Source organism: Nocardioides ganghwensis, from assembly GCF_014779655.1.
Classification (GTDB): domain Bacteria; phylum Actinomycetota; class Actinomycetes; order Propionibacteriales; family Nocardioidaceae; genus Nocardioides; species Nocardioides ganghwensis.
Genome location: NZ_JACXYX010000014.1, coordinates 84,909 through 108,654 on the forward strand (window position 1 = coordinate 84,909; position 23,746 = coordinate 108,654).

At 71.9% G+C, this 23,746-nt stretch carries 25 protein-coding genes; 22 read left to right on the forward strand and 3 right to left on the reverse strand.

Features of this window, described 5'->3' with window-relative positions; all coding sequences use genetic code 11:
- The first annotated feature begins 60 nt into the window (after positions 1–60).
- From ftsZ to IEZ24_RS15710, 15 genes are all read left to right on the forward strand, one after another.
- Positions 61–1,314 (forward strand): cell division protein FtsZ, encoded by a 1,254-nt coding sequence (ftsZ, locus tag IEZ24_RS15640; protein WP_129455094.1) that lies wholly within the window; start codon positions 61–63, stop codon positions 1,312–1,314.
- Positions 1,311–2,006 carry a peptidoglycan editing factor PgeF gene (gene pgeF, locus IEZ24_RS15645; protein WP_165356076.1) on the forward strand — a complete coding sequence of 232 codons (696 nt, stop codon included), beginning with the start codon at positions 1,311–1,313 and terminating at the stop codon, positions 2,004–2,006. The genes ftsZ and pgeF overlap by 4 nt, the downstream gene beginning before the upstream one ends.
- Complete coding sequence (locus IEZ24_RS15650) at positions 2,003–2,704, forward strand: YggS family pyridoxal phosphate-dependent enzyme (protein WP_129455095.1); 702 nt, start codon at positions 2,003–2,005, stop codon at positions 2,702–2,704. Before pgeF ends, IEZ24_RS15650 begins: the two co-directional genes overlap by 4 nt.
- 61 nt (positions 2,705–2,765) lie before the next feature.
- Positions 2,766–3,251 carry a cell division protein SepF gene (locus IEZ24_RS15655; RefSeq protein ID WP_129455096.1) on the forward strand — a complete coding sequence of 162 codons (486 nt, stop codon included), beginning with the start codon at positions 2,766–2,768 and terminating at the stop codon, positions 3,249–3,251.
- 14 nt (positions 3,252–3,265) lie between these two features.
- The gene (locus IEZ24_RS15660) at positions 3,266–3,559 is read left to right on the forward strand and encodes a YggT family protein (RefSeq protein ID WP_129455097.1); all 294 of its coding nucleotides are present in this window, start codon (positions 3,266–3,268) and stop codon (positions 3,557–3,559) included.
- 103 nt (positions 3,560–3,662) lie between these two features.
- Positions 3,663–4,406, forward strand: a complete 744-nt coding sequence (locus tag IEZ24_RS22410; protein WP_129455098.1) for a DivIVA domain-containing protein — start codon at positions 3,663–3,665, stop codon at positions 4,404–4,406.
- Between the two features lie 182 nt (positions 4,407–4,588).
- A complete protein-coding gene (locus IEZ24_RS15670; RefSeq protein ID WP_224745399.1) occupies positions 4,589–5,416 on the forward strand; it encodes a TraR/DksA family transcriptional regulator in 828 nt (275 codons plus the stop codon).
- Positions 5,389–6,003, forward strand: coding sequence for a signal peptidase II (gene lspA, locus IEZ24_RS15675; protein WP_129455099.1), 615 nt, complete (start codon positions 5,389–5,391; stop codon positions 6,001–6,003). The genes IEZ24_RS15670 and lspA overlap by 28 nt, the downstream gene beginning before the upstream one ends.
- Positions 6,000–6,938, forward strand: a complete 939-nt coding sequence (locus IEZ24_RS15680; RefSeq protein WP_129455100.1) for an RluA family pseudouridine synthase — start codon at positions 6,000–6,002, stop codon at positions 6,936–6,938. Before lspA ends, IEZ24_RS15680 begins: the two co-directional genes overlap by 4 nt.
- Positions 6,939–6,957: 19 nt before the next feature.
- Positions 6,958–7,671, forward strand: a complete 714-nt coding sequence (locus tag IEZ24_RS15685; RefSeq protein ID WP_129455101.1) for a GNAT family N-acetyltransferase — start codon at positions 6,958–6,960, stop codon at positions 7,669–7,671.
- Position 7,672: 1 nt separating this feature from the next.
- Positions 7,673–8,185, forward strand: a complete 513-nt coding sequence (locus IEZ24_RS15690; protein WP_129455102.1) for a DUF6886 family protein — start codon at positions 7,673–7,675, stop codon at positions 8,183–8,185.
- A 64-nt stretch (positions 8,186–8,249) separates the two neighbouring features.
- Positions 8,250–9,224, forward strand: a complete 975-nt coding sequence (locus IEZ24_RS15695; protein WP_129455103.1) for a DUF2332 domain-containing protein — start codon at positions 8,250–8,252, stop codon at positions 9,222–9,224.
- 157 nt (positions 9,225–9,381) lie between these two features.
- Positions 9,382–12,951: a DNA polymerase III subunit alpha gene (gene dnaE / locus IEZ24_RS15700; protein ID WP_129455104.1), complete on the forward strand. Its 3,570-nt coding sequence runs from the start codon at positions 9,382–9,384 to the stop codon at positions 12,949–12,951.
- Positions 12,948–13,490 (forward strand): hypothetical protein, encoded by a 543-nt coding sequence (locus tag IEZ24_RS15705; RefSeq protein ID WP_129455105.1) that lies wholly within the window; start codon positions 12,948–12,950, stop codon positions 13,488–13,490. The genes dnaE and IEZ24_RS15705 overlap by 4 nt, the downstream gene beginning before the upstream one ends.
- Positions 13,491–13,559: 69 nt before the next feature.
- Complete coding sequence (locus IEZ24_RS15710) at positions 13,560–15,212, forward strand: DUF3352 domain-containing protein (protein ID WP_129455106.1); 1,653 nt, start codon at positions 13,560–13,562, stop codon at positions 15,210–15,212.
- A 32-nt stretch (positions 15,213–15,244) separates the two neighbouring features.
- Here IEZ24_RS15710 and ybaK read toward each other — a convergent pair whose 3' ends face one another.
- Positions 15,245–15,736, reverse strand: a complete 492-nt coding sequence (gene ybaK / locus IEZ24_RS15715) for a Cys-tRNA(Pro) deacylase (protein WP_129455107.1) — start codon at positions 15,734–15,736, stop codon at positions 15,245–15,247.
- Between the two features lie 12 nt (positions 15,737–15,748).
- Positions 15,749–16,414: an LON peptidase substrate-binding domain-containing protein gene (locus IEZ24_RS15720; RefSeq protein WP_129455108.1), complete on the reverse strand. Its 666-nt coding sequence runs from the start codon at positions 16,412–16,414 to the stop codon at positions 15,749–15,751.
- A gap of 85 nt (positions 16,415–16,499) precedes the next feature.
- Between IEZ24_RS15720 and hisD the strand changes: the two genes are divergently transcribed.
- From hisD to IEZ24_RS15750, 6 genes are read left to right on the forward strand one after another with little or no spacing between them, the layout of a single operon-like run.
- Positions 16,500–17,816, forward strand: coding sequence for a histidinol dehydrogenase (hisD, locus tag IEZ24_RS15725; RefSeq protein ID WP_129455192.1), 1,317 nt, complete (start codon positions 16,500–16,502; stop codon positions 17,814–17,816).
- Complete coding sequence (locus IEZ24_RS15730; protein WP_129455109.1) at positions 17,813–18,940, forward strand: histidinol-phosphate transaminase; 1,128 nt, start codon at positions 17,813–17,815, stop codon at positions 18,938–18,940. Before hisD ends, IEZ24_RS15730 begins: the two co-directional genes overlap by 4 nt.
- A complete protein-coding gene (hisB, locus tag IEZ24_RS15735) occupies positions 18,937–19,545 on the forward strand; it encodes an imidazoleglycerol-phosphate dehydratase HisB (RefSeq protein WP_129455110.1) in 609 nt (202 codons plus the stop codon). The genes IEZ24_RS15730 and hisB overlap by 4 nt, the downstream gene beginning before the upstream one ends.
- Positions 19,542–20,192, forward strand: a complete 651-nt coding sequence (gene hisH, locus IEZ24_RS15740) for an imidazole glycerol phosphate synthase subunit HisH (protein WP_129455111.1) — start codon at positions 19,542–19,544, stop codon at positions 20,190–20,192. The genes hisB and hisH overlap by 4 nt, the downstream gene beginning before the upstream one ends.
- Before the next feature lie 25 nt (positions 20,193–20,217).
- Complete coding sequence (locus IEZ24_RS15745; protein ID WP_129455112.1) at positions 20,218–20,661, forward strand: DedA family protein; 444 nt, start codon at positions 20,218–20,220, stop codon at positions 20,659–20,661.
- Positions 20,662–20,714: 53 nt separating this feature from the next.
- On the forward strand, positions 20,715–21,347 hold the full coding sequence (locus tag IEZ24_RS15750; RefSeq protein WP_129455113.1) for a hemerythrin domain-containing protein: 633 nt from the start codon (positions 20,715–20,717) through the stop codon (positions 21,345–21,347).
- Here the strand turns inward: IEZ24_RS15750 and IEZ24_RS15755 are convergent.
- A complete protein-coding gene (locus IEZ24_RS15755) occupies positions 21,344–21,847 on the reverse strand; it encodes a polyketide cyclase (protein WP_129455114.1) in 504 nt (167 codons plus the stop codon). The two genes, IEZ24_RS15750 and IEZ24_RS15755, sit on opposite strands and share 4 nt — an antisense overlap.
- A gap of 140 nt (positions 21,848–21,987) precedes the next feature.
- Here IEZ24_RS15755 and IEZ24_RS15760 point away from each other — a divergent pair, with 140 nt between their 5' ends.
- Positions 21,988–23,694, forward strand: a complete 1,707-nt coding sequence (locus IEZ24_RS15760; RefSeq protein WP_129455115.1) for an alkaline phosphatase family protein — start codon at positions 21,988–21,990, stop codon at positions 23,692–23,694.
- Positions 23,695–23,746 lie beyond the last annotated feature (52 nt).

A 23,746-nucleotide genomic window follows, 5' to 3' on the forward strand; every position in this document is an offset into this window, starting at 1 on the left:
GCACCAGTCGACCCGCACCCCCTACGTCACACAGACCCACTCAAGGAAGGCCCCGGAGCCGTGGCAGCAGCGCAGAACTACCTGGCGATCATCAAGGTCGTGGGCATCGGCGGCGGTGGCGTCAACGCCGTCAACCGGATGATCGAGGTCGGCCTCAAGGGCGTCGAGTTCATCGCGATCAACACCGACGCCCAGGCACTCCTCATGAGCGACGCCGACGTCAAGCTCGACATCGGCCGCGAGCTCACCCGCGGCCTCGGTGCCGGCGCCAACCCCGAGGTGGGGGCGAAGGCGGCCGAGGACCACGCCGACGAGATCGAGGAGGTCATCAAGGGCGCCGACATGGTCTTCGTGACCGCCGGCGAGGGTGGCGGCACCGGCACCGGCGGCGCGCCCGTCGTGGCCCGCATCGCCCGGTCCCTGGGCGCCCTGACGATCGGTGTCGTGACCCGGCCGTTCGCCTTCGAGGGCCGTCGCCGCGCCAACTCGGCGGAGGAGGGCATCAGCCAGCTCCGCGAGGAGGTCGACACCCTCATCGTCATCCCCAACGACCGGCTGCTGTCGATCACCGACCGCAACGTGTCCATCCTCGACGCCTTCAAGCAGGCCGACCAGGTGCTGCTCCAGGGTGTCTCCGGCATCACCGACCTGATCACCACCCCTGGCCTGATCAACCTCGACTTCGCCGACGTGAAGTCCGTCATGGCCAACGCCGGCTCCGCCCTCATGGGCATCGGCTCGGCCCGCGGCGAGGACCGCGCGGTCGCCGCCGCCGAGATGGCGGTCTCGAGCCCGCTGCTCGAGGCGAGCATCGAGGGCGCCCACGGCGTGCTGCTCTCCATCGCCGGTGGTTCCGACCTCGGCCTCTTCGAGATCAACGAGGCCGCCGCGCTCGTGTCGCAGGCCGCGCACGCGGAGGCCAACATCATCTTCGGCGCCACCATCGACGATGCGCTGGGCGACGAGGTGCGGGTGACCGTGATCGCGGCCGGCTTCGACGGCGGGATGCCCAAGCGCCGCTCGGACGGCAACGTGCTGCGCCAGGGCCAGCCTGCCCAGACGCAGGAGCAGACCCGCGCCGCCGCCCAGCAGCTCGCGACCCAGGCGCCGGCGCGTTCCGAGTCGTCGCCGGGGACCACGACCTTCGCGCCGTCGGCGCCCCAGCAGCCGGCCCAGCAGTCGGGCCAGCAGTCGGGCCAGCAGTCGGCGCAGCCCCGGTCGACGCAGCCCGCCCAGCAGCCCGCCTCCCCGCGGCCGGCCCGTCAGGTCCAGTTCGACGACGACGACCTCGACGTGCCTGACTTCCTGAAGTGACCCTGCTTCGCCACCGTGACCGGATCGAAGGCGACCTCGTGATCGAGGTCGCCTTCACCGACGTCACCCTCAGCCTCGGCGACGCGGCCGACGACGCGGTGCGCACCGCCGCGTTGGCGGAGGTGGCCGAGGCGACCGGGGCCACCCCGGTGCTGATGCACCAGGTGCACGGGGCGGACGTCGAGCTCGTCGCCGGCCGGGGCGACGCGACGGCGCCGACCTGCGACGCCATGATCACCTCCCGCCCCGCCGTGGCCCTGCTGGCTCGCGCGGCCGACTGCGTGCCGGTGCTGCTGGCCGACCCGGCCACCGGGTGGATCGCGGCTGCCCACGCCGGCCGCCCCGGTCTCGCCGCGGGCGTGGTGCCCCGGGCGGTCGCCCGCCTGCGCGAGCAGGGCGCCGAGCCGGCGGTGGCGTGGATCGGCCCGCACGTGTGCGGCTCCTGCTACGAGGTGCCGGCCGACCTCCAGGAGGAGGTCGCCGCCGTGGTCCCCGAGGCGCGCTCCACCACCTCGTGGGGCACGCCCGCGCTCGACCTCGGCGCCGGCGTACGGGCGCAGCTCTCCACCGCGGGCGTCCCGGACGTACGCGTCGTCGGGGCCTGCACCCGGGAGGACCGCACCTGGCCGTCCTACCGGCGCGACGGAGCCGACGCCACCCGCTTCGCCGGCGTGATCTGGAGCCACGCGTGAGCGGCCGCGCGGACGAGATCGCCGCCAACCTCGACGCCGTGCGCCGGCGCATCCGCGACGCCTGCACGGAGGCCGGCCGACCGGAGGACGACGTCTCGCTCGTCGTCGTCACCAAGTTCTTCCCCGCCTCCGACGTGCGCGTCCTCGCCGACCTCGGTGTCACCGACGTGGGGGAGAACCGCCACCAGGAGGCCGAGGCCAAGGCCGCCGAGTGCGCCGACCTCGGGCTGCGGTGGCACTTCATCGGCGGCCTGCAGTCCAACAAGGCAGCCGCCGTGGCGGCGTACGCCGACGTGGTCGAGTCGGTCGACCGCGCCAAGCTCGTGGGCCCGCTCTCTCGTGGAGCCCGGGCGCGCGGGGCGGAGGTCGACGTGCTGCTGCAGGTCAGCCTCGACCCGCCCGGGGCCGACCACCGGTCCGGCGCAGCGCCCGCCGACCTGCCCGACCTCGCCCGCCGGGTGGTCGAGGCGGACCTGCTCCGGCTGCGCGGCCTGATGGCGGTCGCGCCGCTGGGGGAGGACCCCCGTACGGCCTTCGCGAGGCTCGCGGACGTGCGCGAGGAGCTCGTGCGCGAGCACCCCGGTGCCACCGTGCTGTCCGCGGGGATGAGCGGTGACCTCGAGGCGGCCATCGCGTGCGGTGCGACACACGTGCGTGTCGGCTCCGCGGTCCTCGGTCCGAGGCCTGCGGTCCAGTAATGTCCACAACAGTCAACAGGTGTCCCGATCGGGGCGCCAGGTCTAGCGGAGGATCTGTCTCATGAGCGGCGCGATGCGCAAGATCGGCGAGTACCTCGGCCTGCTCGAGGACACCGGCCACTACGACGACTACGACGGCGACACCGAGACCACGACGCACGACGCTGTCGACCAGCGCCCCGTCGCGCGGGAGCGTCGCCCAGCCCCAGTGTCCGACCTTGCCGAGCGCCGTCGACCGGCCCCGGTCCAGACGGGAGTCGTGGCCGAGTTGAGCCGCATCACCACCCTGCACCCCCGCAACTACAACGAGGCACGCCTGGTCGGGGAGAACTACCGCGACGGCACGCCCGTGATCATGAACCTCAGCGAGATGGACGACAACGACGCCAAGCGCCTCGTCGACTTCGCCGCCGGCCTGATCTTCGCCACCCGAGGCACCATCGAGCGAGTGACCAACAAGGTCTTCCTGCTCTCGCCGCCCAACGTCGCGGTCTCGGCCGAGGACAAGGAGCGGATCGCCGAGGACGGCTTCTTCAACCAGAGCTGACCCATACTCGACTCGTGCAAGCCATCGGCCAGATCCTCTACGTCCTCCTGTTCCTGTTCATCGCGCTCCTGTGGGTGCGGTTCATCGTGGACTGGGTGCAGGTCTTCGCGCGCCAGTGGGAGCCGCGCGGCCCGCTCCTGGTGGCGCTGGAGGGCGTCTACACGACCACGGACCCGCCCATCGTGGCGCTCCGCAAGGTCGTGCCCCCGCTCCGCATCGGCTCGGTCGCGCTCGACCTGAGCTTCCTGCTCGTGATGGTGGGAGCATGGCTGCTGCTCAACGTGGTCGCCACCATCTTCGGGCTCTGAACCATCCGCCACACGGGTCACTGTGCCCCGTGGCTAACCGGGCGCTATTGTCTCCTGACAGCAGAGCCACCGTGATTATCGATCGTGAAAGTTTGGTGAGGTCATGCCGCTGACGCCTGAGGACGTGAGCAACAAGCGCTTTACGCCTGTCCGTCTCCGTGAGGGCTACGACATGGGCGAGGTGGACCAGTTCCTCGACGAGGTCGAGGCCGAGCTCGCCCGGCTGACCAAGGAGAACGACGACCTGCGGTCCAAGCTGTCGGCCGCCCAGTCCGGCGGTGCGTCGACTCCCGCAGCCGCTCCCGTGTCGTTCGCGCCGACTCCCGAGCCGGAGCCCGAGCCCGAGCCGGAGCCCGTCGCCGCCGCACCGGTCGCCGCCGCGCCCGTGCAGACCATGCGTGTCGAGACGGTCGCCGACGCGTCCAACGCCGCAGCGCGCCTGCTCGAGATCGCGACGCGCAACGCCGACGAGCTCGTCGAGGACGCCAAGAACGAGGCCGACCGCATCGTCGGCGCCGCGCGCACCAAGGCCGAGCGCCTCGAGGCCGAGTCGAAGACCAAGGCCGACCGCATGGAGGCCGACGCCCGCCAGCGTTCGCAGATGCTCGACTCCGAGACCGCCGAGCGCCGCCAGCAGATGTTCGGCGACCTGGAGAAGGAGCGCGACAAGCTCAACAGCGACGTCGAGACCCTCCGCCAGTTCGAGCGCGAGTACCGCTCCCGCCTGAAGACCTACTTCACGCAGCAGCTGGAGGCGCTCAACAACGGCAGCGAGACGCAGGCGCCCGTCGAGAGCGGCAGCGCGCCCAAGCGTCTGCGCTCCGTGCTCGGCGACGACGAGGGCTGATCCCTCCGAGCCCAGCGGCACGGCCTTCGAACAGGCCTCTGAAAATGCGAGGACGACCGCCCGTACGGGTGGTCGTTCTCGCATTTCGGCGAGCCGCTGTTGGTTCGTCAGGCGCCAGCGGCTAGCCTCCCTGCCACCGTGTGGTTCCTGCCACACCCGACGCATGCTGGAGGCCCTCGGAGATGGCTGGCACCACGCGCAAGTCCCTGGCCGGTACGGCCGCCGCCGCCGCGAAGCGCGTGATGGGCCGCCGCGGAGCCGCCAAGGACGCGCCGGCCTCGACGCCGACCGCGAAGAAGGCCCCCGCCAAGAAGGCCGCTCCGGCCAAGAAGGCAGCCGCGAAGAAGGCCGCCTCCAAGAAGGCCGCTCCGGCGAAGAAGACCGCTCCGGCCAAGAAGACAGCCGCGAAGAACGCTGCTCCGGCGAAGAAGACGGCTCCGGCGAAGAAGACGGCAGAGCCGGCCAAGAAGACCGCTGCAAAGAAGGCCGCGCCGGCCAAGAAGACCGCAACGAAGAAGTCCGCCACACCTACCAAGAAAGCTGCGCCCGTGACGAAGGCCGCCCCGACGCCCGCCAAGAAGGCCGCGCCGGCGAAGAAGGCACGCAAGGCCACCCCCTCGACCCTGGTGGTCCTCGAGGGCGAGGACGCCTGGACCCGCGCCGAGCTCAACGAGGTCGTCAAGGAGCTCAAGGAGCACCAGGAGCGACTCACGACGATCGTCGGCCAGTCCGAGCAGGAGCTCGCAGGGCTGATGCGCGACGCCGGTGACGGCGCCGGCCAGGACCAGGCCGACGTCGGGGCGACCAGCTTCGAGCGTGACCACGAGCTCACCGTCCTCGCCAAGGAGCGCGAGACGCTGGAGCAGATCAAGCGCGCGCTGTCGCACATCGACGACGGCACCTACGGCGTGTGCGACTCCTGTGGCAACCCCATCGGCAAGAATCGGTTGATGGCGGTGCCCCATGCCACACTGTGCATGTCATGCAAGCAGCGCGAGGAGCGTCGCTGAACCACAGCGACCAGGCCGATTCCGTCCCTGCCCGCCGTCGCGTCGACGCGCGGCTGGTCTTCGCGGGCGTGGCCCTGCTGGCGTACGCGCTGGACCTCGGCACCAAGCAGTGGGCGCTGTCGGCGCTGGCCGACGGCGACATCCCGGTCCTCGGTGACTGGTTCACGTTCCACCTGACGTTCAACCCGGGTGCGGCGTTCAGCACCGGCACGGACTTCACCATCGTCTTCACCGCCCTCGCGATCGTCGCCGTGGTGGTCGTGCTCTGGCTGAGCCGCCGGATCGCCAGCACCGGTTGGGCGCTCGCCCTCGGCATCCTGCTCGGCGGTGTGAGCGGCAACCTCACCGACCGCATCGTGCGTCCGCCCGAGCCGTTCCACGGTCACGTGGTCGACTTCCTGATGCTGCCCAACTGGCCGGTGTTCAACATCGCCGACATCTGCATCAACGTCGCGGCGGGGCTGATCATCCTGCAGACCTTCCGGGGCATCAACCTCGACGGCACCCGCGAGGCCTCCACCGGCAAGGACCGCGAGCAGCCGGAGACCCAGCCCGGGTCCGAGCCCGGCTCCGGGTCGGCGGCGTGAGCACCCGGGCCGAGCAGCGCACGGTCTTCGTACCCGACGGGCTGGCCGGAGAGCGCGTCGACGCCGCGATGGCGCGCATGTTCGGGTTCTCGCGCACCAAGGCGGCCGACCTGATCTCCCAGGGCCTCGTCCACGTCGACGGCACCGCGGTCGGCAAGAGCGACCGGGTCCACGGGGGCGCGATGCTCGACGTCACCATCCCCGCCGAGTCCGACCCGCTCGAGGTCGTGCCGGAGATCGTCGAGGGGATCCGGATCATCCACGACGACGACGCCATCGTGGTGATCGACAAACCCGTCGGCGTCGCCGTGCACCCCTCGCCGGGCTGGACCGGGCCGACGGTCGTCGGGCATCTCGCGGGGGCCGGCTTCCGGATCTCCACCAGCGGCGCGAGCGAGCGCCAGGGCATCGTGCAGCGCCTCGACGTGGGCACGAGCGGCGTGATGGTGATCTGCAAGTCGGAGCACGCCTACTCCGTGCTCAAGAACGCGTTCCGCCACCGCACCGTCGACAAGACCTACCACGCGCTGGTCCAGGGCCACCCCGACCCGCTCGCCGGGACGGTCGACGCCCCGATCGGCCGACACCCGCACCACGACTACAAGTTCGCCGTCATGGCCGACGGGCGGCACAGCGTGACCCACTACGAGACCCTCGAGGCGCACCGCTTCGCCAGCCTGCTCGAGGTCCACCTCGAGACCGGCCGCACCCACCAGATCCGGGTGCACATGAGTGCGCTCAAGCACCCGTGCGTCGGCGACCTGACCTACGGTGCCGACCCCAGGCTCGCGGCGCGGCTCGGGCTCCAGCGGCAGTGGCTGCACGCCATGCGGCTCGGCTTCGAGCACCCCGAGACCGGCGAGCAGGTCAGCTACGAGTCCACCTACCCCGACGACCTCGCGCACGCGCTCGACGTCATCCGGGACGAGCACTGACGGGACGAGCACAGACGCGATGGGCACCGACGCGACCAACACCGACGTGGAGCTCCGGCCGGCCTCCCAGGAGGACCTGGCCCCGATCGCCGACGTCCACCTCGCGGCCCGCGCGGGCGCCGGCAGCGCGTTCCCGCCGAGCGTCCACAGCGACGACGAGGCCCGGGCGTGGGTGGCCGGCTGGGACCTGGCGGCGTACGACGTGTGCGTGGCCGTGCTCGAGGGCCGGGTGATGGGCTACACCCGTGCCACCACGACGTGGCTCGACGATCTCTACGTCCTGCCCGAGGCGCAGGGTCGAGGCGTCGGCAGCACCCTCCTGGCCCGCGTGCTGGCCCTGCACCCCGATGGCATCGGGCTGTGGGTGTTCGAGTCCAACCGACCCGCCCGGGAGTTCTACGCCCGCCACGGCTTCGTGGCCCTCGAGCGCACCGACGGCTCGGCCAACGAGGAGCGCGCGCCCGACATCCGGCTCGTGTGGCCCGGCGCCGACCCGCTGGCCTGCTTCCGCTCGATGATCGACGACGTCGACCTCGCGCTCGGCGACGTGCTCGCCCGGCGTACGGCGCTGACGCGCGCGGTCCAGGCGGTGAAGCCCTCGGGCGAGCGGGACCCTCGCCGGGAGGCGGAGATCGTCGCCCGGGTCGCCGCGGTCGTGCCCGACCTCGGTGCCGAGCGGGTCGCGCGGATCGTCGACGTGATCATCACCGAGTCGCTCGACGCCGCCCGCTGACGTGCTGCCGCGAGCCGGGGAGGTCCTCCACTTCAGCGAGGACCCGGCGATCGGGCGGTTCGTGCCGCACGTCGCCGCCACCGCCCAGCAGGCCGAGGCCTACGTGTGGGCGGTCGACGCCCTCAACGCCCCCTGCTACTGGTTCCCGCGACAGTGCCCCCGGGTGTGCTCGTGGGGCGACGGAGTCCCGCGGGTCCACGCGATCGAGGACGTCTGGCTGGACGCGATGCGGACGACCCGGCTGTACGCCTACCGCTTCGCCGCGGCGGACTTCGCGCCGTTCGGGGACCGGCCGCACGCCCACGTCGCGGCTCGGGCGGTGTCGCCGCTGGGACCGCCCACGGAGGTGACCGACCTGGTGCGCCTGCACCACGAGCACGGCATCGAGCTGCGGGTCCTCCCGGATCTGGCCGACCACTTCGCCGGCGTGCGCGAACGGGGGCTGGAGTTCTCCGGGATCCGGATGGGCAACGCCGGCATCGGACCGGCCGGTCCGTTCCCGACCCGGCGCTGACCACCGCGTCGACCACCCTTGACCCGCGCCGATCCCGGCCGAGGTCGCCGGGCAGGATGGGCCCATGCTGCTCCATGACGACGTGATCGAGGAGTACCGCGACTTCGCGACGTACGCCGCGGGCGCCTCGCCGTGCTTCGAGGAGTGGGCGCTGGGCGTCGCCGGTGACGACGAGGTGCTCGAGTGGCTCGGCACCCTGCCGTCGGTCAAGCGCCAGCCGAACCTGGTCTTCGCCGCCGCGCGCTGGCACGGCGCGCCCGCCCCGGGACCGTACGAGGGGTTGCGCCGCGTCCTGCGCGAGCAGGAGCCGGCGATCCGCGAGACCGTCATGACCCGGGCGACCCAGACCAACGAGGTGGGACGGCTCGCCACCCTCACCCCCGTGCTCGGCCTCGTCGAGGGTCCGCTCGCGCTGGTCGAGGTGGGCGCGAGCGCGGGCCTGTGCCTGTTCCCCGACCGGTACGACTACGACTGGTCGCCCGCGGGCACGCTGCGGGGGAGCGGTGGACCGCTGCTGGGCGCGCGGGTCACGGGTCCGCTGCCGGTGCCGTCGGCCCACCCCGACGTCGCGTGGCGCGGCGGCGTCGACCTCAACCCCCTCGACGTGACCGACGCCGACGCGACGGCCTGGCTGGAGAACCTCGTCTGGCCCGAGCAGGACGAGCGGCGCGACCGGCTCCGCGGGGCGATCGAGGTGGCTCGCGCCGAGCCGCCGGCGGTGCGGAGCGGCGACCTGTTCGAGCACCTGCCCGGGCTGCTGGACGACGCGGCTCCCCATGGCACGCCGGTGGTGTTCCACTCCGCCGTGATCGCCTATCTCGAGCAGCCCGACCGGGAGCGGTTCCACGACCTCATGTCGGAGCTGGTGGCGGCGGGCAGGTGTCGGTGGGTCAGCAACGAGGGGCGCCGGGTCCTGCCTCGCGTGCTGCCGCGCGTCACCGGTGACAGGGAGGTCCCGTCCGGCCGGTTCGTGACCGCGCTGGACGGTGTCCCGGTGGCCCACAGCCACGGTCACGGCCACGCCATCGACTGGCTGTGAGCGCCCGGACGCGTCGTGTGTCCTGTCGGTGGGGCCGGGCAGACTGACGTAGGCTTGCTGCTCTTCCCCCCTTCCCGATCAGCGTGGCCCCGCTGAGCAGTCAGCACCCTCGTACGACCCCTGTCAGCGACCCACGAAAGGCGCGGAAGTCTCCTCCATGTCGGCCGGCTCCTCCACCAGTTCCGCGGGCAACTTCGTGCACCTGCACGTGCACACCGAGTACTCCATGCTCGACGGGGCGTCGCTGCTCGACGGCCTGTTCAGCCGCACGAGCGAGCTCGGCATGCCGGCGATCGCGATGACCGACCACGGCAACCTGCACGGCGCCTACGACTTCTACTCCAAGGCCCGCAAGCACGGCGTCAAGCCCATCATCGGCATCGAGGCCTACCTCACCCCCGGCACCATGCGCGGTGAGCGCCGCCGGGTCCGCTGGGGCCAGGGCGACCTGGCCGAGGAGGGCGGCAACGACGTCGCCGGCGGCGGCGCCTACACCCACATGACGATGTGGGCGGAGAGCACCGAGGGGATGCACAACCTGTTCCGGCTCTCCTCGCGCTCGAGCCTCGAGGGCTACTACTTCAAGCCCCGCATGGACAAGGAGATCCTCGCCGAGCACAGCAAGGGCCTCATCGTCAGCACCGGGTGCCCCAGCGGCGCGATCCAGACGCGGCTGCGCCTGGGCCAGTACGACGAGGCGGTGCGCGAGGCCGGCGAGCTCCAGGAGATCTTCGGCCGCGACAACGTGTTCCTCGAGCTGATGGACCACGGCATCGACATCGAGAAGCGCGTCCGCGACGACCTGCTGCGCCTCGGCAAGGAGATGGGCCTCCCGCCGATCGCCACCAACGACTCCCACTACAACAACCCCGAGGACGCCGCGGCGCACGACGCCCTCATCTGCGTCGCGTCCGGCAAGCGGCTCTCCGACACCAACCGCCTCAAGTTCGACGGCGGCGGCTACTACATCAAGTCCGCGGCCGAGATGCGGGAGCTGTGGGCCGACCGGTTCGGCATGCCGGAGGCGTGCGACAACACCCTCGCCATCGCCGAGCGCTGCGAGGTCGAGTTCACCGAGTCCACCGGCGGCTACATGGCGCGCGCGGACGTGCCCGCCGGCGAGACCGAGGAGAGCTGGTTCCGCAAGGAGGTCTGGCGCGGCATCGAGGCGCGCTACCCAGGTGAGCGCACCACGCAGGAGGTGCGCGACCGGGTGGAGATGGAGCTCGCGATCATCTCCCAGAAGGGCTACTGCGGCTACTACCTCGTGGTCGCCGACTTCATCAACTGGGCCAAGGACAACGGCATCCGCGTCGGTCCCGGCCGCGGGTCCGGTGCCGGGTCGATCGCGGCCTACGCGCTGCGGATCACCGACCTGTGCCCGCTCGAGCACGGGCTGTTCTTCGAGCGGTTCCTCAACCCCGAGCGCCCGTCGATGCCGGACTTCGACATCGACTTCGACGACGCCCGCCGCGGCGAGGTCATCCACTACGTCAGCGAGAAGTACGGCGCCGAGCGGGTCGCCCAGATCGCGACGTTCGGTCGCCTCAAGGCCAAGGCCGCCATCAAGGACGCCGCTCGCGTCCTCGACCACGGCTTCGCGATCGGCGACCGGATCACCAAGGCCTACCCGGCCGACGTGATGGGCAAGGGAGTCGCGCTCAAGGACATCTTCAACCCCGACCACAAGCGCTACAACGACGGCGGCGAGTTCCGCGCGCTGCACGGCCAGGACCCCGACGTCCGGACGATCTACGAGACCGCGGTCGGCCTCGAGGGCCAGATCCGCAACTGGGGCGTGCACGCCGCCGGCGTCATCATGTCGAGCGAGCCGCTGATCGACATCGTCCCGATCATGGCCAGGCCGCAGGACGGCGCGGTCATCACGCAGTTCGACTACCCGATGTGCGAGTCGCTCGGGCTGGTCAAGATGGACTTCCTCGGCCTGTCCAACCTCCGCATCCTCGACGACGCGGTCAGCAACATCGAGGTCAACCGCGGCGAGAAGGTCGTCCTGGAGGAGCTGGGCTTCGAGGACCGCGCGACCTACGAGCTGATGGGCCGCGGTGACACCCTCGGCGTCTTCCAGCTCGACGGTTCGGGCATGCGGTCACTGCTCCGGTCGCTGCAGCCCGACGCCTTCGCCGACATCACGGCCGTCAGCGCGCTCTACCGCCCCGGCCCGATGGGTGCCGACTCCCACAACAAGTACGCCCGCCGCAAGAACGGCCGCGAGGCGATCGAGCCGATCCACCCGGCGCTCGCCGAGGCGCTCGAGCCGGTGCTGGGGGAGACCTACGGCCTGATCGTCTACCAGGAGCAGGTGATGGCGATCGCGCAGGTGCTCGCCGGCTTCACCCTGGGTGCCGCCGACAACCTGCGTCGCGCGATGGGCAAGAAGAAGAAGGAGGAGCTCGACAAGCAGTACGCCGGCTTCCAGGCCGGCATGCTCGAGCGGGGCTTCCCCCAGCAGGCCATCGACAAGCTCTGGGAGATCCTGCTCCCGTTCTCCGACTACGCCTTCAACAAGTCGCACTCCGCCGCCTACGGTGTCATCACCTACTGGACCGCCTACCTCAAGGCCAACTACCCGACCGAGTACATGGCCGCGCTCCTCACGTCGGTGAAGGACGACAAGGACAAGATGGCGATCTACCTCAACGAGTGCCGCCGGATGAAGATCCAGGTGCTGCCGCCCGACGTCAACGAGTCCCACGCCAACTTCACGCCCGTCGGCAACGACATCCGCTTCGGCCTGACCGCCGTGCGCAACGTCGGCAGCAACGTCGTCGACGGCATCGTGTCCGCCCGGGAGGACAAGGGCCGCTACCTCGACTTCAACGACTTCATGGAGAAGGTCCCGGCGCTGGTGTGCAACAAGCGCGTGGTGGAGTCGCTGATCAAGGCCGGCGCCTTCGACGACATGAAGCACAAGCGTCGCGCCCTCGCAGCCGTCCACGAAACCGCGGTCGACCAGTTCGTCGACCTCAAGAAGAACGAGGCCATCGGCCAGGACTCGCTCTTCGGGGGGCTCGAGGACGACGACGCGGGCTTCGGCGTCAGCGTCGTCATCCCCGACATCGACGACTGGGACAAGCTCACCCTGCTCGGCCACGAGCGGGAGATGCTCGGCCTCTACGTCTCCGACCACCCGCTGCTCGGCCTCGAGCACGTGCTGTCGCAGGGCACCGACTGCACGATCGGCCAGCTGATGCTCGACGAGGAGCGCGCCCACAACTCCACGCTCACCGTCAGCGGTCTCATCACGTCCGTCTCGCGCAAGATCACCAAGCGCGGCGACCCGTGGGCCACGATCACCCTCGAGGACCTCGACGGCGCGATCGACGTGCTGCTGTTCCCCAGCGCCTACACGCTGGCCTCGACCCTCCTCGTCGAGGACAACATCGTCCGCATCAAGGGCCAGCTCTCGCGTGACAAGGACCAGCCCGAGCTGCGCGCCCAGGAGGTCACCGCACCCGACCTCACCCAGGGCCCGGCCGGCCCGGTGGTGATCAGCCTGCCGTCGACCCGGTGCACCCCGCCGGTCGTGGCCCAGCTCCGCGACGTCCTCGGCACCCACCCCGGCATGACCGAGGTCCAGCTGAGGCTGCTGACCCGGAGCTCGACCAAGGTGCTGCGCCTCGACGACAACCTGCGGGTCAGCCCGAGCCCGGCGCTGTTCGCCGACCTCAAGCAGCTCCTCGGCCCCGGGTGCCTGACCGGATGAGCGAGCCCGCCACCCGGCGCTCCTCGCCACTGCGGCGGGTCCTGTTCGTGCTGGTGCTGTTCGCCGTCGGTGGAGCCGCGGGCGGGGTGCTGTGGGAGCGGTTGTGGGACGCGCCGACCGGCCTGGCCTACCAGGGCGCCTGGTACCTCGAGCCCGCGGGCCCGGACTTCTCCTTCGAGGCGATCGCGCTGTTCGTCGTGATCGCGTTCCCGCTCGGACTGCTGCTGGCGGTCCTGTCCGGGATGTGGCGAGGCCACGAGACCGCGACGCTGGTCAGCGTGCTGGTGGGCGCGTGCGCCGCCGCCTTCGTGATGTACGCCGTGGGTCACGCGCTCGGCCCGGGCGACCCGCAGGCCCTGGCTGCCGGGCAGCCCGACTACACGCCCGTGCCCGGGGACCTCGGCCTGACCGCTCCCGACCAGGGGCGGGTGCCCTGGCACTCGACCGCCCTGCTCGCACTTCCGGCCGGCGCGATGACTGGTCTGGTCGGCACCTACCTCTTGGGAAGTCGGGGGTTCGTCCGGCGTCCGCGTGGGTAGGCTTTGCACGCCCGCACCAGGGCAGTCCCGGCGCCTGCCGGGAACCGTGCAACGGGGGAGCAGGACGAGATGAGCATGACACCGGGCGGTCCGACCAACGGCCCCGAGTACCTCGACGGATCGGGCCCGGTCGAGACCGCGCCCGCCAACGACAACAAGAAGCGCCTCATCGCGCTCGGCGCCATCGTCGCCGGCGGTGCCGTGGTCGCCGGCGGTGCCTGGGCAGCCACCAGCTTCTTCGCCACCGGCTCGCAGCCGGCCGAGGCCCTGCCCGACTCGACGGTCGCCTACTTCAGCGTCGACCTCGACCCGAGCGGCGGCCAGAAGATCGAGGCCATCAAGACCCTGCGCAAGTTCCCCGGCTTCACCGACAACGTCGACCTCGAGACCGACGACGACCTGCGCGAGCGGCTCTTCGAGGAGATCACGTCCTCCGGTGAGTGCGAGGGCCTCGACTACGCCGCCGACGTCGAGCCGTGGCTCGGCTCGCGGGCCGCGATGGCCGCCGTCGACCTCGGCGAGGACGAGCCGGCGGCGGTCGGTGTCGTCCAGACCACCGACGGCGGCAAGGCCGAGGACGGCCTGGCCAGGCTCATCGAGACGTGCGGTGGCGACACGGCCGGGGGTGGGGCCGAGAGCGAGGGCGAGACCGGCAGCGACGTCGGTGGTTGGGTCGTCGAGGGCGACTGGATCGTGCTGGCCGAGACCAAGGAGATCGCGCAGCAGGTCGTCGACGCCGCGGACGGGTCGTCGCTGGCCGCCGACTCCTCCTTCGCGCAGTGGACGGGCGAGGCGGGCGACGACGGCTTCATGTCCATGTACGTCGCCAAGGGCGTCACCAAGTACGCCGAGGACCTCGCCGGGATGGGCATGATGGGCACGATGGGCGTGCCGGGCGCCTCGACGGAGACCGAGGAGGTCCCCGAGGAGCTCCAGCAGATGATCAACGACTTCGACGGCGCGGCCGCCACCGTCCGCTTCGACGACGGCGCGGTCGAGGTCGAGTACGCCATGTCCAACTACAACAAGGACCTCACCCGCTTCGTCGAGAGCGAGGAGGGCGTCGAGATGCTCTCCGCCCTGCCTGAGGACACGGTCGCGGCGTTCGGGTTCGCCCTCGAGGAGGGCTGGGCCGAGGGTCTCCTCGACTACGTCAAGACCCTCGCGCCCGACGAGGCCGCATCGATCGACGAGCAGCTCGCCCAGTTCGAGTCCGAGACCGGACTCGCCTTCCCCGAGGACGTCGAGACGCTGCTCGGCGACGGGGTGACCGTGTCGATGGGCAGCGGGCTCGACCCCGACGCCGTCACCAACGGCGGACCGGGCGAGGTGCCGGCCGGCATCCGCATCAAGGGTGACGCCGACGAGATCCAGGCCGTGCTCGACAAGATCAGCGCCCAGGCCGGGCCCGAGGCCGCCGAGTTCCTCCAGGTCACCGAGGGCGACGGCTACGCCGTGCTCGCCCTCCAGGACGACTACCGCAGCGCGCTGGAGGGCCGGGGCAGCCTGGGCGACAGCGCGACCTACTCGGAGGTCGTGGACGCCGACGAGGCCCAGTCGGTGATGTTCGTCAACTTCAACGCCGACGACGACTGGCTCGTGCGCCTCACCGGGGAGATGCCCGAGGTGAGCGAGAACCTCGAGCCGCTGGCGGCGTTCGGCTTCAGCAGCTGGGTCGACGACGAGGTCGTCCACGGCCTCATGAAGGTCACGACCGACTGACCGACAGCGGCGGCGGGACAGCCCGCCGCCGCTCAGCGACGGATGGTGGCGATCACCGCTCCGGTGATCGCCACCAGGTCCTGCGGCGCGATCTCGAGGTCGAGGCCGCGCCGACCGCCGGAGACCAGGACGGTGTCGTGCTCGAGCGCCGAGGCGTCGAGGACCGTACGGTGCGGACGCCTCTGGCCGACGGGGGAGATGCCCCCGGCGACATAGCCCGTGGCGCGCTCGGCCGCAGCCACGTCGGCCATCAGGGCCTTGCTGCCGTCCAGCGCCTTGGCGAGCGCCTTGAGGTCGAGGTGTCCCGACACCGGCACGACGCCGACGACCAAGCTGCCGTCGAGCGTGGCGAGCAGGGTCTTGAACACCCGGTCCGGGTCGACGCCCAACGCCTCGGCCGCCTCGGCACCGTAGGACTCCGCCCGCGGGTCGTGCTCGTAGGCCCGGACCTCGTAGGCGATGCCGGCCTGCGTGAGCGCGACGGTTGCCGGGGTGCCGCCGGCTGCACGCGACTTCTTCGCCATCAGCTGCGCGTCTCAGTTGGGCGACCAGGCCGTACGCGCGACCTGGGTGGCGGGCAGCGACGGGATGACGTTGATGGCGCGCAGCTCGTCGGTCAGCAGCTGGGTGACGAGGATGAGCCGCTCGGTCGCGTCGGTCGCCTCGAGCAGCGACTGGCGCTCGGCCATCGGGAGGGGAGCGAGGGCGGAGAGCGTCCACGCGAGGTAGTCGGGGTCGCGGGGGAGCGTCCCGCTGTAGGGGTCGCCCTGGAGCTCGGTCATCGCGGCGCGGAAGGCGGTGAAGGTCGCGCGGGCGCGGTCGAGCAGGTCCTGCGGCACCTCGACGTCGGGCTCGGGCAGGACCGCGGCGACGCCCTGGGGGAAGTCGGCGCCGCGCTGCATCTCCTCGAGCACCAGCCGTTCGCGCGCCACTGCGACGATGTCGAAGGTCCCGTCGTCGCGGCGCTCGACCTCGGTCAGCTGGAGCATGCAGCCCACCCGGTAGACCGACTGGGCGCCGTGGTCGCCGACCTCGTAGCCCTCCCGGATGGCGACCGTGCCGAAGACGCGCTGCGCCGGGTCGTCGACCTCGAGGAGGTGGCGTACGAGCATCCGGTAGCGGTCCTCGAAGACGTGCAGCGGCACGCTCATCCCGGGGAACACCACGGTGCTCAACGGGAACATCGGCAGCGGATCGCTCACACCCGTGACAGTAGTCGGCGGTGTCCACCCCACGCCCGCGACTTCGGCCCGACCCGCCGGGGAACCTAGAATCGACGGCATGTCCCTGATCCGCCGCATCGACCTCAGGGGCGCCGACCCGGCGTCCGTCGACTACCGCACGAGCGTGCCTCGCGCCGAGTTCGACGTCGAGGCCGCCACGCATCAGGTGCAGCCCATCATCGACGCGGTGCGCGCCCGTGGCGTCGAGGCGATCACGGAGCTCTCCGAGCGCTTCGACGGCGTGCGGGTCGAGGACATCCGGGTCCCCCGGGAGGCACTCGACCGCGCCCTCGCCGAGCTCGACCCGGCCGTGCGCGCCGGGCTCGAGGAGTCGATCCGGCGGCTTCGGGCGACCAGCGAGGCCGAGCTCGAGCGCGACGTCACCAGCGAGGTGGCCCCGGGCGCGACCGTGACCCACCGCAAGGTCCCGATCGGCCGGGTCGGGCTCTACGTCCCCGGCGGCCTGGCCCCCCTCGTGAGCAGCGTCGTGATGAACGTCGTGCCCGCCCAGGTGGCCGGCGTGCCCTCGATCGCCCTGGCCAGCCCGCCGCAGAAGACCCGCGGCGGCCTGCCGGAGCCGACCATCCTGGCCGCGTGCGCGCTGCTCGGCGTCGACGAGGTGTACGCCGTCGGTGGCGCGCAGGCGATCGCGATGTTCGCCCACGGCGCGGGCCCGTGCGAGCGCGTCGACCTGGTGACCGGCCCCGGCAACATCTACGTCGCCGCCGCCAAGCGGCTGCTGCGCGGTGTCGTCGGCATCGACTCCGAGGCCGGACCGACCGAGATCGCGATCCTGGCCGACGACAGCGCCGAGCCCGCGTTCGTGGCGTCCGACCTGATCAGCCAGGCCGAGCACGACCCGATGGCCGCCTCCGTGCTGGTCACCGACTCCACGCACCTCGCCGACGCGGTGGAGACCGAGCTGGAGAAGCAGGTCTTCGAGACCCGCCACACCGAGCGGATCCGCACCGCCCTCGGTGGGCGGCAGTCCGGCATCGTCCTGGTCGACGACATGGACCAGGGTGTCGCGGTCGTCGACGCCTACGCCGCCGAGCACCTCGAGATCCACACCCGCGACGCGTCCGCGCACGCCGCGCGCATCCGCAACGCAGGGGCGATCTTCGTCGGCCCGTGGGCACCGGTGTCCCTCGGCGACTACTGCGCCGGCTCCAACCACGTGCTGCCCACCGCGGGCTGCGCCTGCCACTCGAGCGGGCTGTCCGTGCGCGCGTTCACGCGCTCGGTCCACGTCGTCGACTACTCGCAGGCCGCCCTCGCCGAGGTGGCCGACCACGTCGTGACGCTCGCAGAGGCCGAGGACCTGCCCGGCCACGGCCAGGCCGTCAGCGTGCGCTTCGAGCCGGGGCGGTCGGCACAGTGAGCCCGGTCTTCCCACCCCTGCGCGAGGAGCTGCAGGGGATCGAGCCCTATGGCGCGCCCCAGCTCTCGCTGGAGCAGGCCCCGGTCCAGCTCAACGTCAACGAGAACCCCTACGGCCCTTCGCCGGAGGCGACGGCCGACATCGCGCGCGCCGTCGGCGAGGCCGCGGTCTCGCTCAACCGCTACCCCGACCGTGAGTTCGTCGAGCTGCGGACCGCGCTCGCGGCGTACCTCGACACCTCCGGCGGCACCGGCGTCACCGCGGAGATGGTGTGGGCCGCCAACGGCTCCAACGAGGTCATGCTGCAGCTGCTGCAGGCCTTCGGCGGGCCCGGGCGGGTGGCGCTGTCGTTCGCGCCGACGTACTCGATGTACCCCGAGTACGCCCGCGACACCATGACGGAGTGGGTGGCCGGACACCGGGCCGAGGACTTCTCCCTCGACCTCGACGCCGCGAGGCAGCTCGTCCTCGAGCGGCAGCCGTCCGTGGTGCTGCTGCCGAGCCCCAACAACCCGACCGGGACGGCGCTGCCGCCCGAGGCGGTGACCATGCTGTGCGAGGCGGCCGCGTCCTACGAGCCCGGCGGGCTGGTCGTCGTCGACGAGGCGTACGGCGAGTTCCGGCGCGCCGGCACCCCGAGCGCGCTGGAGCTGCTGCCCCGGCACCGCAACCTGGTGGTGACGCGCACGATGAGCAAGGCGTTCGCCCTCGCCGGAGCGCGGCTGGGCTACCTCGCCGCCGACCCCGCGATCTGCGACGCGATCCGGGTCGTACGGCTCCCCTACCACCTCTCGGCCGTCACCCAGGCGACCGCCCTGGCCGCGCTGCGGCACGCGCCCGAGCTGCTCGGCAGGGTCGACGACCTGCGTGCCGAGCGCGACGAGACAGTCACGTGGCTGCGCGAGCAGGGCTTCGAGGTCGCCGACTCCGACGCCAACTTCGTGCTCTTCGGCCGCTTCGCCGACCGGCACGCGGTCTGGCAGGGTCTGGTCGACCGCGGTGTGCTGATCCGCGAGACCGGGCCCGACGGGTGGCTGCGCGTCTCGGTGGGCACGCCCGACGAGATGGCAGCATTCAGGCAGGCACTGCTGGACACAATCGACACGACGGAGGAGCCGGCATGAGCCGCATCGCCAGGATCGAGCGCACCACCAAGGAGTCGAAGGTCCTCGTCGAGGTCGACCTCGACGGCACCGGCCGCTCCGAGGTGTCCACCGGGGTCGGCTTCTACGACCACATGCTCGACGCGTTCGCCCGACACTCGCTCGTCGACCTCGTGGTCCGCACCGAGGGCGACACCCACATCGACGCGCACCACTCGGTGGAGGACACCGCGATCGTGCTCGGCCAGGCCCTGCGCGAGGCGCTCGGCGACAAGTCCGGGATCCGCCGCTTCGGCGACGCGACCGTCCCGCTCGACGAGGCGCTCGTCCAGGCCGTCGTCGACGTGTCCGGTCGCCCCTACTGCGTGCACACGGGCGAGCCCGAGGGACAGGTCTACGTCGCCATCGGCGGCTCCGGCGTCCCCTACATGGGCTCGCTCACGCAGCACGTCTTCGAGTCGATCGCGCAGCACGGCCACTTCGGCCTGCACGTCCGCGTGCTGGCGGGCCGCGACCCGCACCACATCGTCGAGACCCAGTACAAGGCGTTCGCCCGGGCGTTCCGCGACGCCGTGGCGATCGACCCGCGCGAGACGGGCGTGCCGTCCACCAAGGGCAGCCTGTGAGCGAGCCTGCGAGCCGGCCTGGCGTCGTCGTCCTCGACTACGGCTCGGGCAACCTCCGCTCGGTCGTGCGCGCCGTCGAGCGGGCCGGCGCGTCGGTGACGCTGACCGGTGACTTCGACACCGCACTCGCGGCCGACGGGCTCGTCGTCCCGGGCGTCGGGGCGTACGCCGCGTGCATGGCCGGCCTGCGCGGGATCAAGGGCGACCGGATCATCGGACGGCGCCTCGCCGGCGGCCGCCCGGTGCTCGGCATCTGCGTCGGGATGCAGATCCTGTTCGCCGGTGGGGTCGAGCACGGCGTGGAGACCGACGGCTGCGACGAGTGGCCCGGCCTGGTCACCCGGCTCGAGGCCGACGTGGTGCCGCACATGGGCTGGAACACCGTCGAGGCGCCCGCGGGGACGCGCCTGTTCGCGGGCGTCGAGGACGAGCGCTTCTACTTCGTGCACTCCTACGCCGCCCGGTCGTGGGACCTCGTGACCAACGACCGGACGGCGGCGCCGCTCGTGACCTGGGCCGAGCACGGAGGCGACCGGTTCGTCGCCGCGGTGGAGAACGGCCCGCTGTCCGCCACCCAGTTCCACCCGGAGAAGTCCGGCGACGCGGGCGCCGCGCTGCTGCGCAACTGGGTGTCCTCGCTGGCCTGACCTGGCCTGCTGGGAGGATGGCTCCGTGCCCGACTGGCCGGTCCTGCCGCTCTACGCCTTCCTCGTGGTCGTCGCGTTCTGCCGGGCCGGGGCCACCTACGCCGTGGGCCGGGCGGCACGAGGTGCCGCCGGTCGGCGCTGGCGCCTCGACGCGGCGTGGCTGCGTCGGGGGGAGGACGTCGTACGCCGCTTCGGTGCGCCCGCGGTCACGCTGTGCTTCCTGACCGTGGGGGTCCAGACCGCCGTGAACCTGGCGGCGGGGACGCTCCGGATGCCGCCGCGCCGCTACGTGCCCGCGCTCTTCCTCGGCGCCCTGCTGTGGGCCGGGGTCTACCTGACGGTCGGCATCGCGGTCGTGGAGACGTTCTGGGGGAGCGGCCGCCCCTGGCTGCTGCTCGCCGTGCTCGCGGCGGCAGCGCTCACCGCCGTCGCCGTACGGCGCCTGCTGCGCCGCCGGGTCACCGGCTGACCGGTCGCGAAATCGGTCGTCAGGTCCGGGCGGACGGGGTTAGCGTCCCGCGCATGAGCGATCGCATGAGCATGAACCAGGTCATCCATGCCGCGGTGCGTCGCGACGTGTCCCGCACGGAGCGGGCGCTCCGCGCGCTCCCCGCCGGCGACGTCGTACGCGCCCGGCAGGTCCGCACCGCCTGGCGCAACCTGGTCCGCGAGCTGACCCACCACCACGAGGCGGAGGACACCATCGCGTGGCCGTTCCTGGCGTCACGCGGCTTCGACGCCGCCCTCCTCGGTGAGATGGAGGCCGAGCACGTCGCCATGAAGCAGGCGCTGGTCGCGTCGTCCGCCGCGATCGACGCGGTCGTCGCCGCGCCCACCGAGGCCGCGGCGACCGCCGCGGCGGACGAGGTCGCCCGCGCGAGCGACGTGATCAACGACCACCTCGCCCACGAGGAGGCCGACGTCGAGGGCATCATGGGCGAGCTCGAGGACGACCCCGAGTGGAAGAAGGCCGCGGGCCGGATGCGCCCGGCCAGCATCGTCGACGCCGCCAACGCGCTGGCGTGGATGCAGGACGGCGCGGGGGAGCGGGAGCGGTCGTCGCTGCGGGCCACGATCCCCGGCCCGGTGGTGACGATCCTGACGCTGCTGCTGGCGCGCCGCTACCGGCGCGAGGTCGCACCGGTCTGGCGCTAGCGGGTCCCGGCGTCGCGCTCGGCCAGCTCCTTGAGGGTCCGCAGCTGCTTGCGGGCCATCACGAGGTCACCGACCGAGAGGAGCGGCGCCAGCCACCGGGTCGTACGGGCGACCACCTTGAGCACGAGCCGTGAGCCGCGCGGGTGCGGCAGCACGGCGTACGTCATGCAGGCGCCCATGATCTGCGCGGTCAGCTCCTGTCCGGGGACCACCGCCACGACCCGGCCCTGGTCGCGGCCGAACGCGCGGGTGAACGGGTCGCCGACCTGCGGCTCCGGCACGTCGAGGAGCTGACGCGGTGAGCGGCTGCCGAGGTTGTCGACGAGGTCGTAGGAGTACGGCGCCACCCGCACCTGCCGCACCCGTGCCCAGACGACGCCCGGCGGTGCGTGGACCGTGACCCCGCGCCACGCCTCCAGCGTCGGGACCAGGACCAGGTCGTCGCACCCGTAGTGGCGCTGCACCTCCGCGTCGCTCACGCCCCACTGGTCCCCGATCACGGGACCACGCTAGCGGTGCGTCACCGCGGGCGAGCAGCGGACCGACCTACCCATCCCGGGGGATTGCCGCGGGTGAAGGCCGGGTCTACGTTCGGCTCACGCGCCGCGGCAGCGCCGCCGCGCGCGTGGAGGGAGTCGTGATGACCCGGCACCGTGCCCGCCTGCTCGCCGTCGTCACCGCCGCCGCGGTCGCGCTCACCGTCGCCGGGACGCAGTCGGGCGCCCAGGCCGGGGACCGCGACCGGCACGGGCCGGGGTCCGCGGAGCGGCCGACGAAGGTCGTGATCATCGTCGTGGACGCGCTCAGCAAGGAGATCGTCGAGACCTACGACATGCGCAACGTCGAGGCGCTCATGAAGGACGGCGTCGACACGCCGAACGGCTACCTCGGCCACACCGGATCGGTCACCGTCGTCACCCACAACGTGGTCACGACGGGCGCCATGCCCAAGAACATGGGCTGGACCACCGAGGGCTACCGCGACGTCGACGGACTCCTCGGGGCTCCCGGAGGCCTCTACATCACGAGCAACTTCGGTCGCGCGCAGATGGCCCCGCTGCAGGTGGCGGCCGGCTACCGCCACCTCTCCGACTACCTCGACGACACCGGCAAGGTGTTCACCGTCAGCCCCAAGGGGTATGCCGCCTGGGGGCTGAGCGGTCCCGGCTCGGCGAACACCTCGACGATCACGTTCGGGAGCGGCCCGACCTGCCCCAACCCCGACGGGACCACCACGCGCTACCGCCAGCCGACCGGCTTCAACGTGCCTGCGTACTTCTCCGCCGCCTGCGGCTCCCGGTGGCTCGCCCGGCGCGACACCATCTACGACACCGGACAGTTCCCGGCCCAGCTCTACCCCGCGACCGACAACCGCTACGTCGTGGGCAACGACGCGGCCCAGCAGGGCGGGGACGTCTGGGCCACCGACGCGGTGCTCGAGATCATGGGCCAGGAGGGCGACGCCTGGAGCGGGATCTTCGTCAGCCTCCCGGGCGTCGACAAGGCCGCCCACATGTGGGGCGGGGTCAACGACCCGGAGGGAGCGACGCCCGGCTACGACCCGATGACGCACATGGAGTACGCGACCGCGACCGCCGACGCGCAGGTCGGCCGGATCGTGCAGGCGCTCGAGGACAGCGGCCAGCTCGACGACACGCTCGTCGTCCTCACCGCCGACCACGGCTCCGTCGCGGCCGCCGAGGGCCACTTCCACGGCGACTTCGAGCCGGAGAACGACTACGGCTACTACAACTGGTACTACGGCTCGCCGGCCAACGACGTGCCCTACCTGCGGCCGCAGGAGGCCCTGCTCCCGCTCATCGAGGGCACCGACGACGGGACCGGCGACAGCAACGTGGGCCTCTCCTACAGCGACTCCTCGCTCAATGTGTGGCTCGACGACCAGTCGTCCGCAGCGGTCGCCGACGCGGCGGCCATCATGGCGGACCTGCCCGACGTGACCGCGGTGTGGCAGCGGCGGGGCGACCGCTACGAGCGGGTGGGCCCGGTCCGGTGGGACCGGATGCACGGAGCGGAGAAGCGGTGGTTCGCCGCGAAGGCCCAGGAGCTCGTCGACACCCAGGCCGCCGACTACGGGCCCGACCTGATCGCCACCCTGCCCGACGACACGACGTACTCCGTCCTCGGCGACCACGGAGGCATCCAGCGTGCCTCGCAGCAGGTCCCGATCGTGTTCGCCGGAGCCGGCACCTCGCACCAGGACCTGCGTGCCGAGGTGAGATCGGTCGACATCATGCCGACGATCCTGCGCGCCATGGGCATCGCGCCGACCCGACCCATGGACGGCACCGCCTACGAGCTGCCCACACGGGGGAGTCGGCACTAGCGTCTCGCGGGGCCACCACCGGGTGGGTGCCGCACCGGGCCCCTCCTAGGAT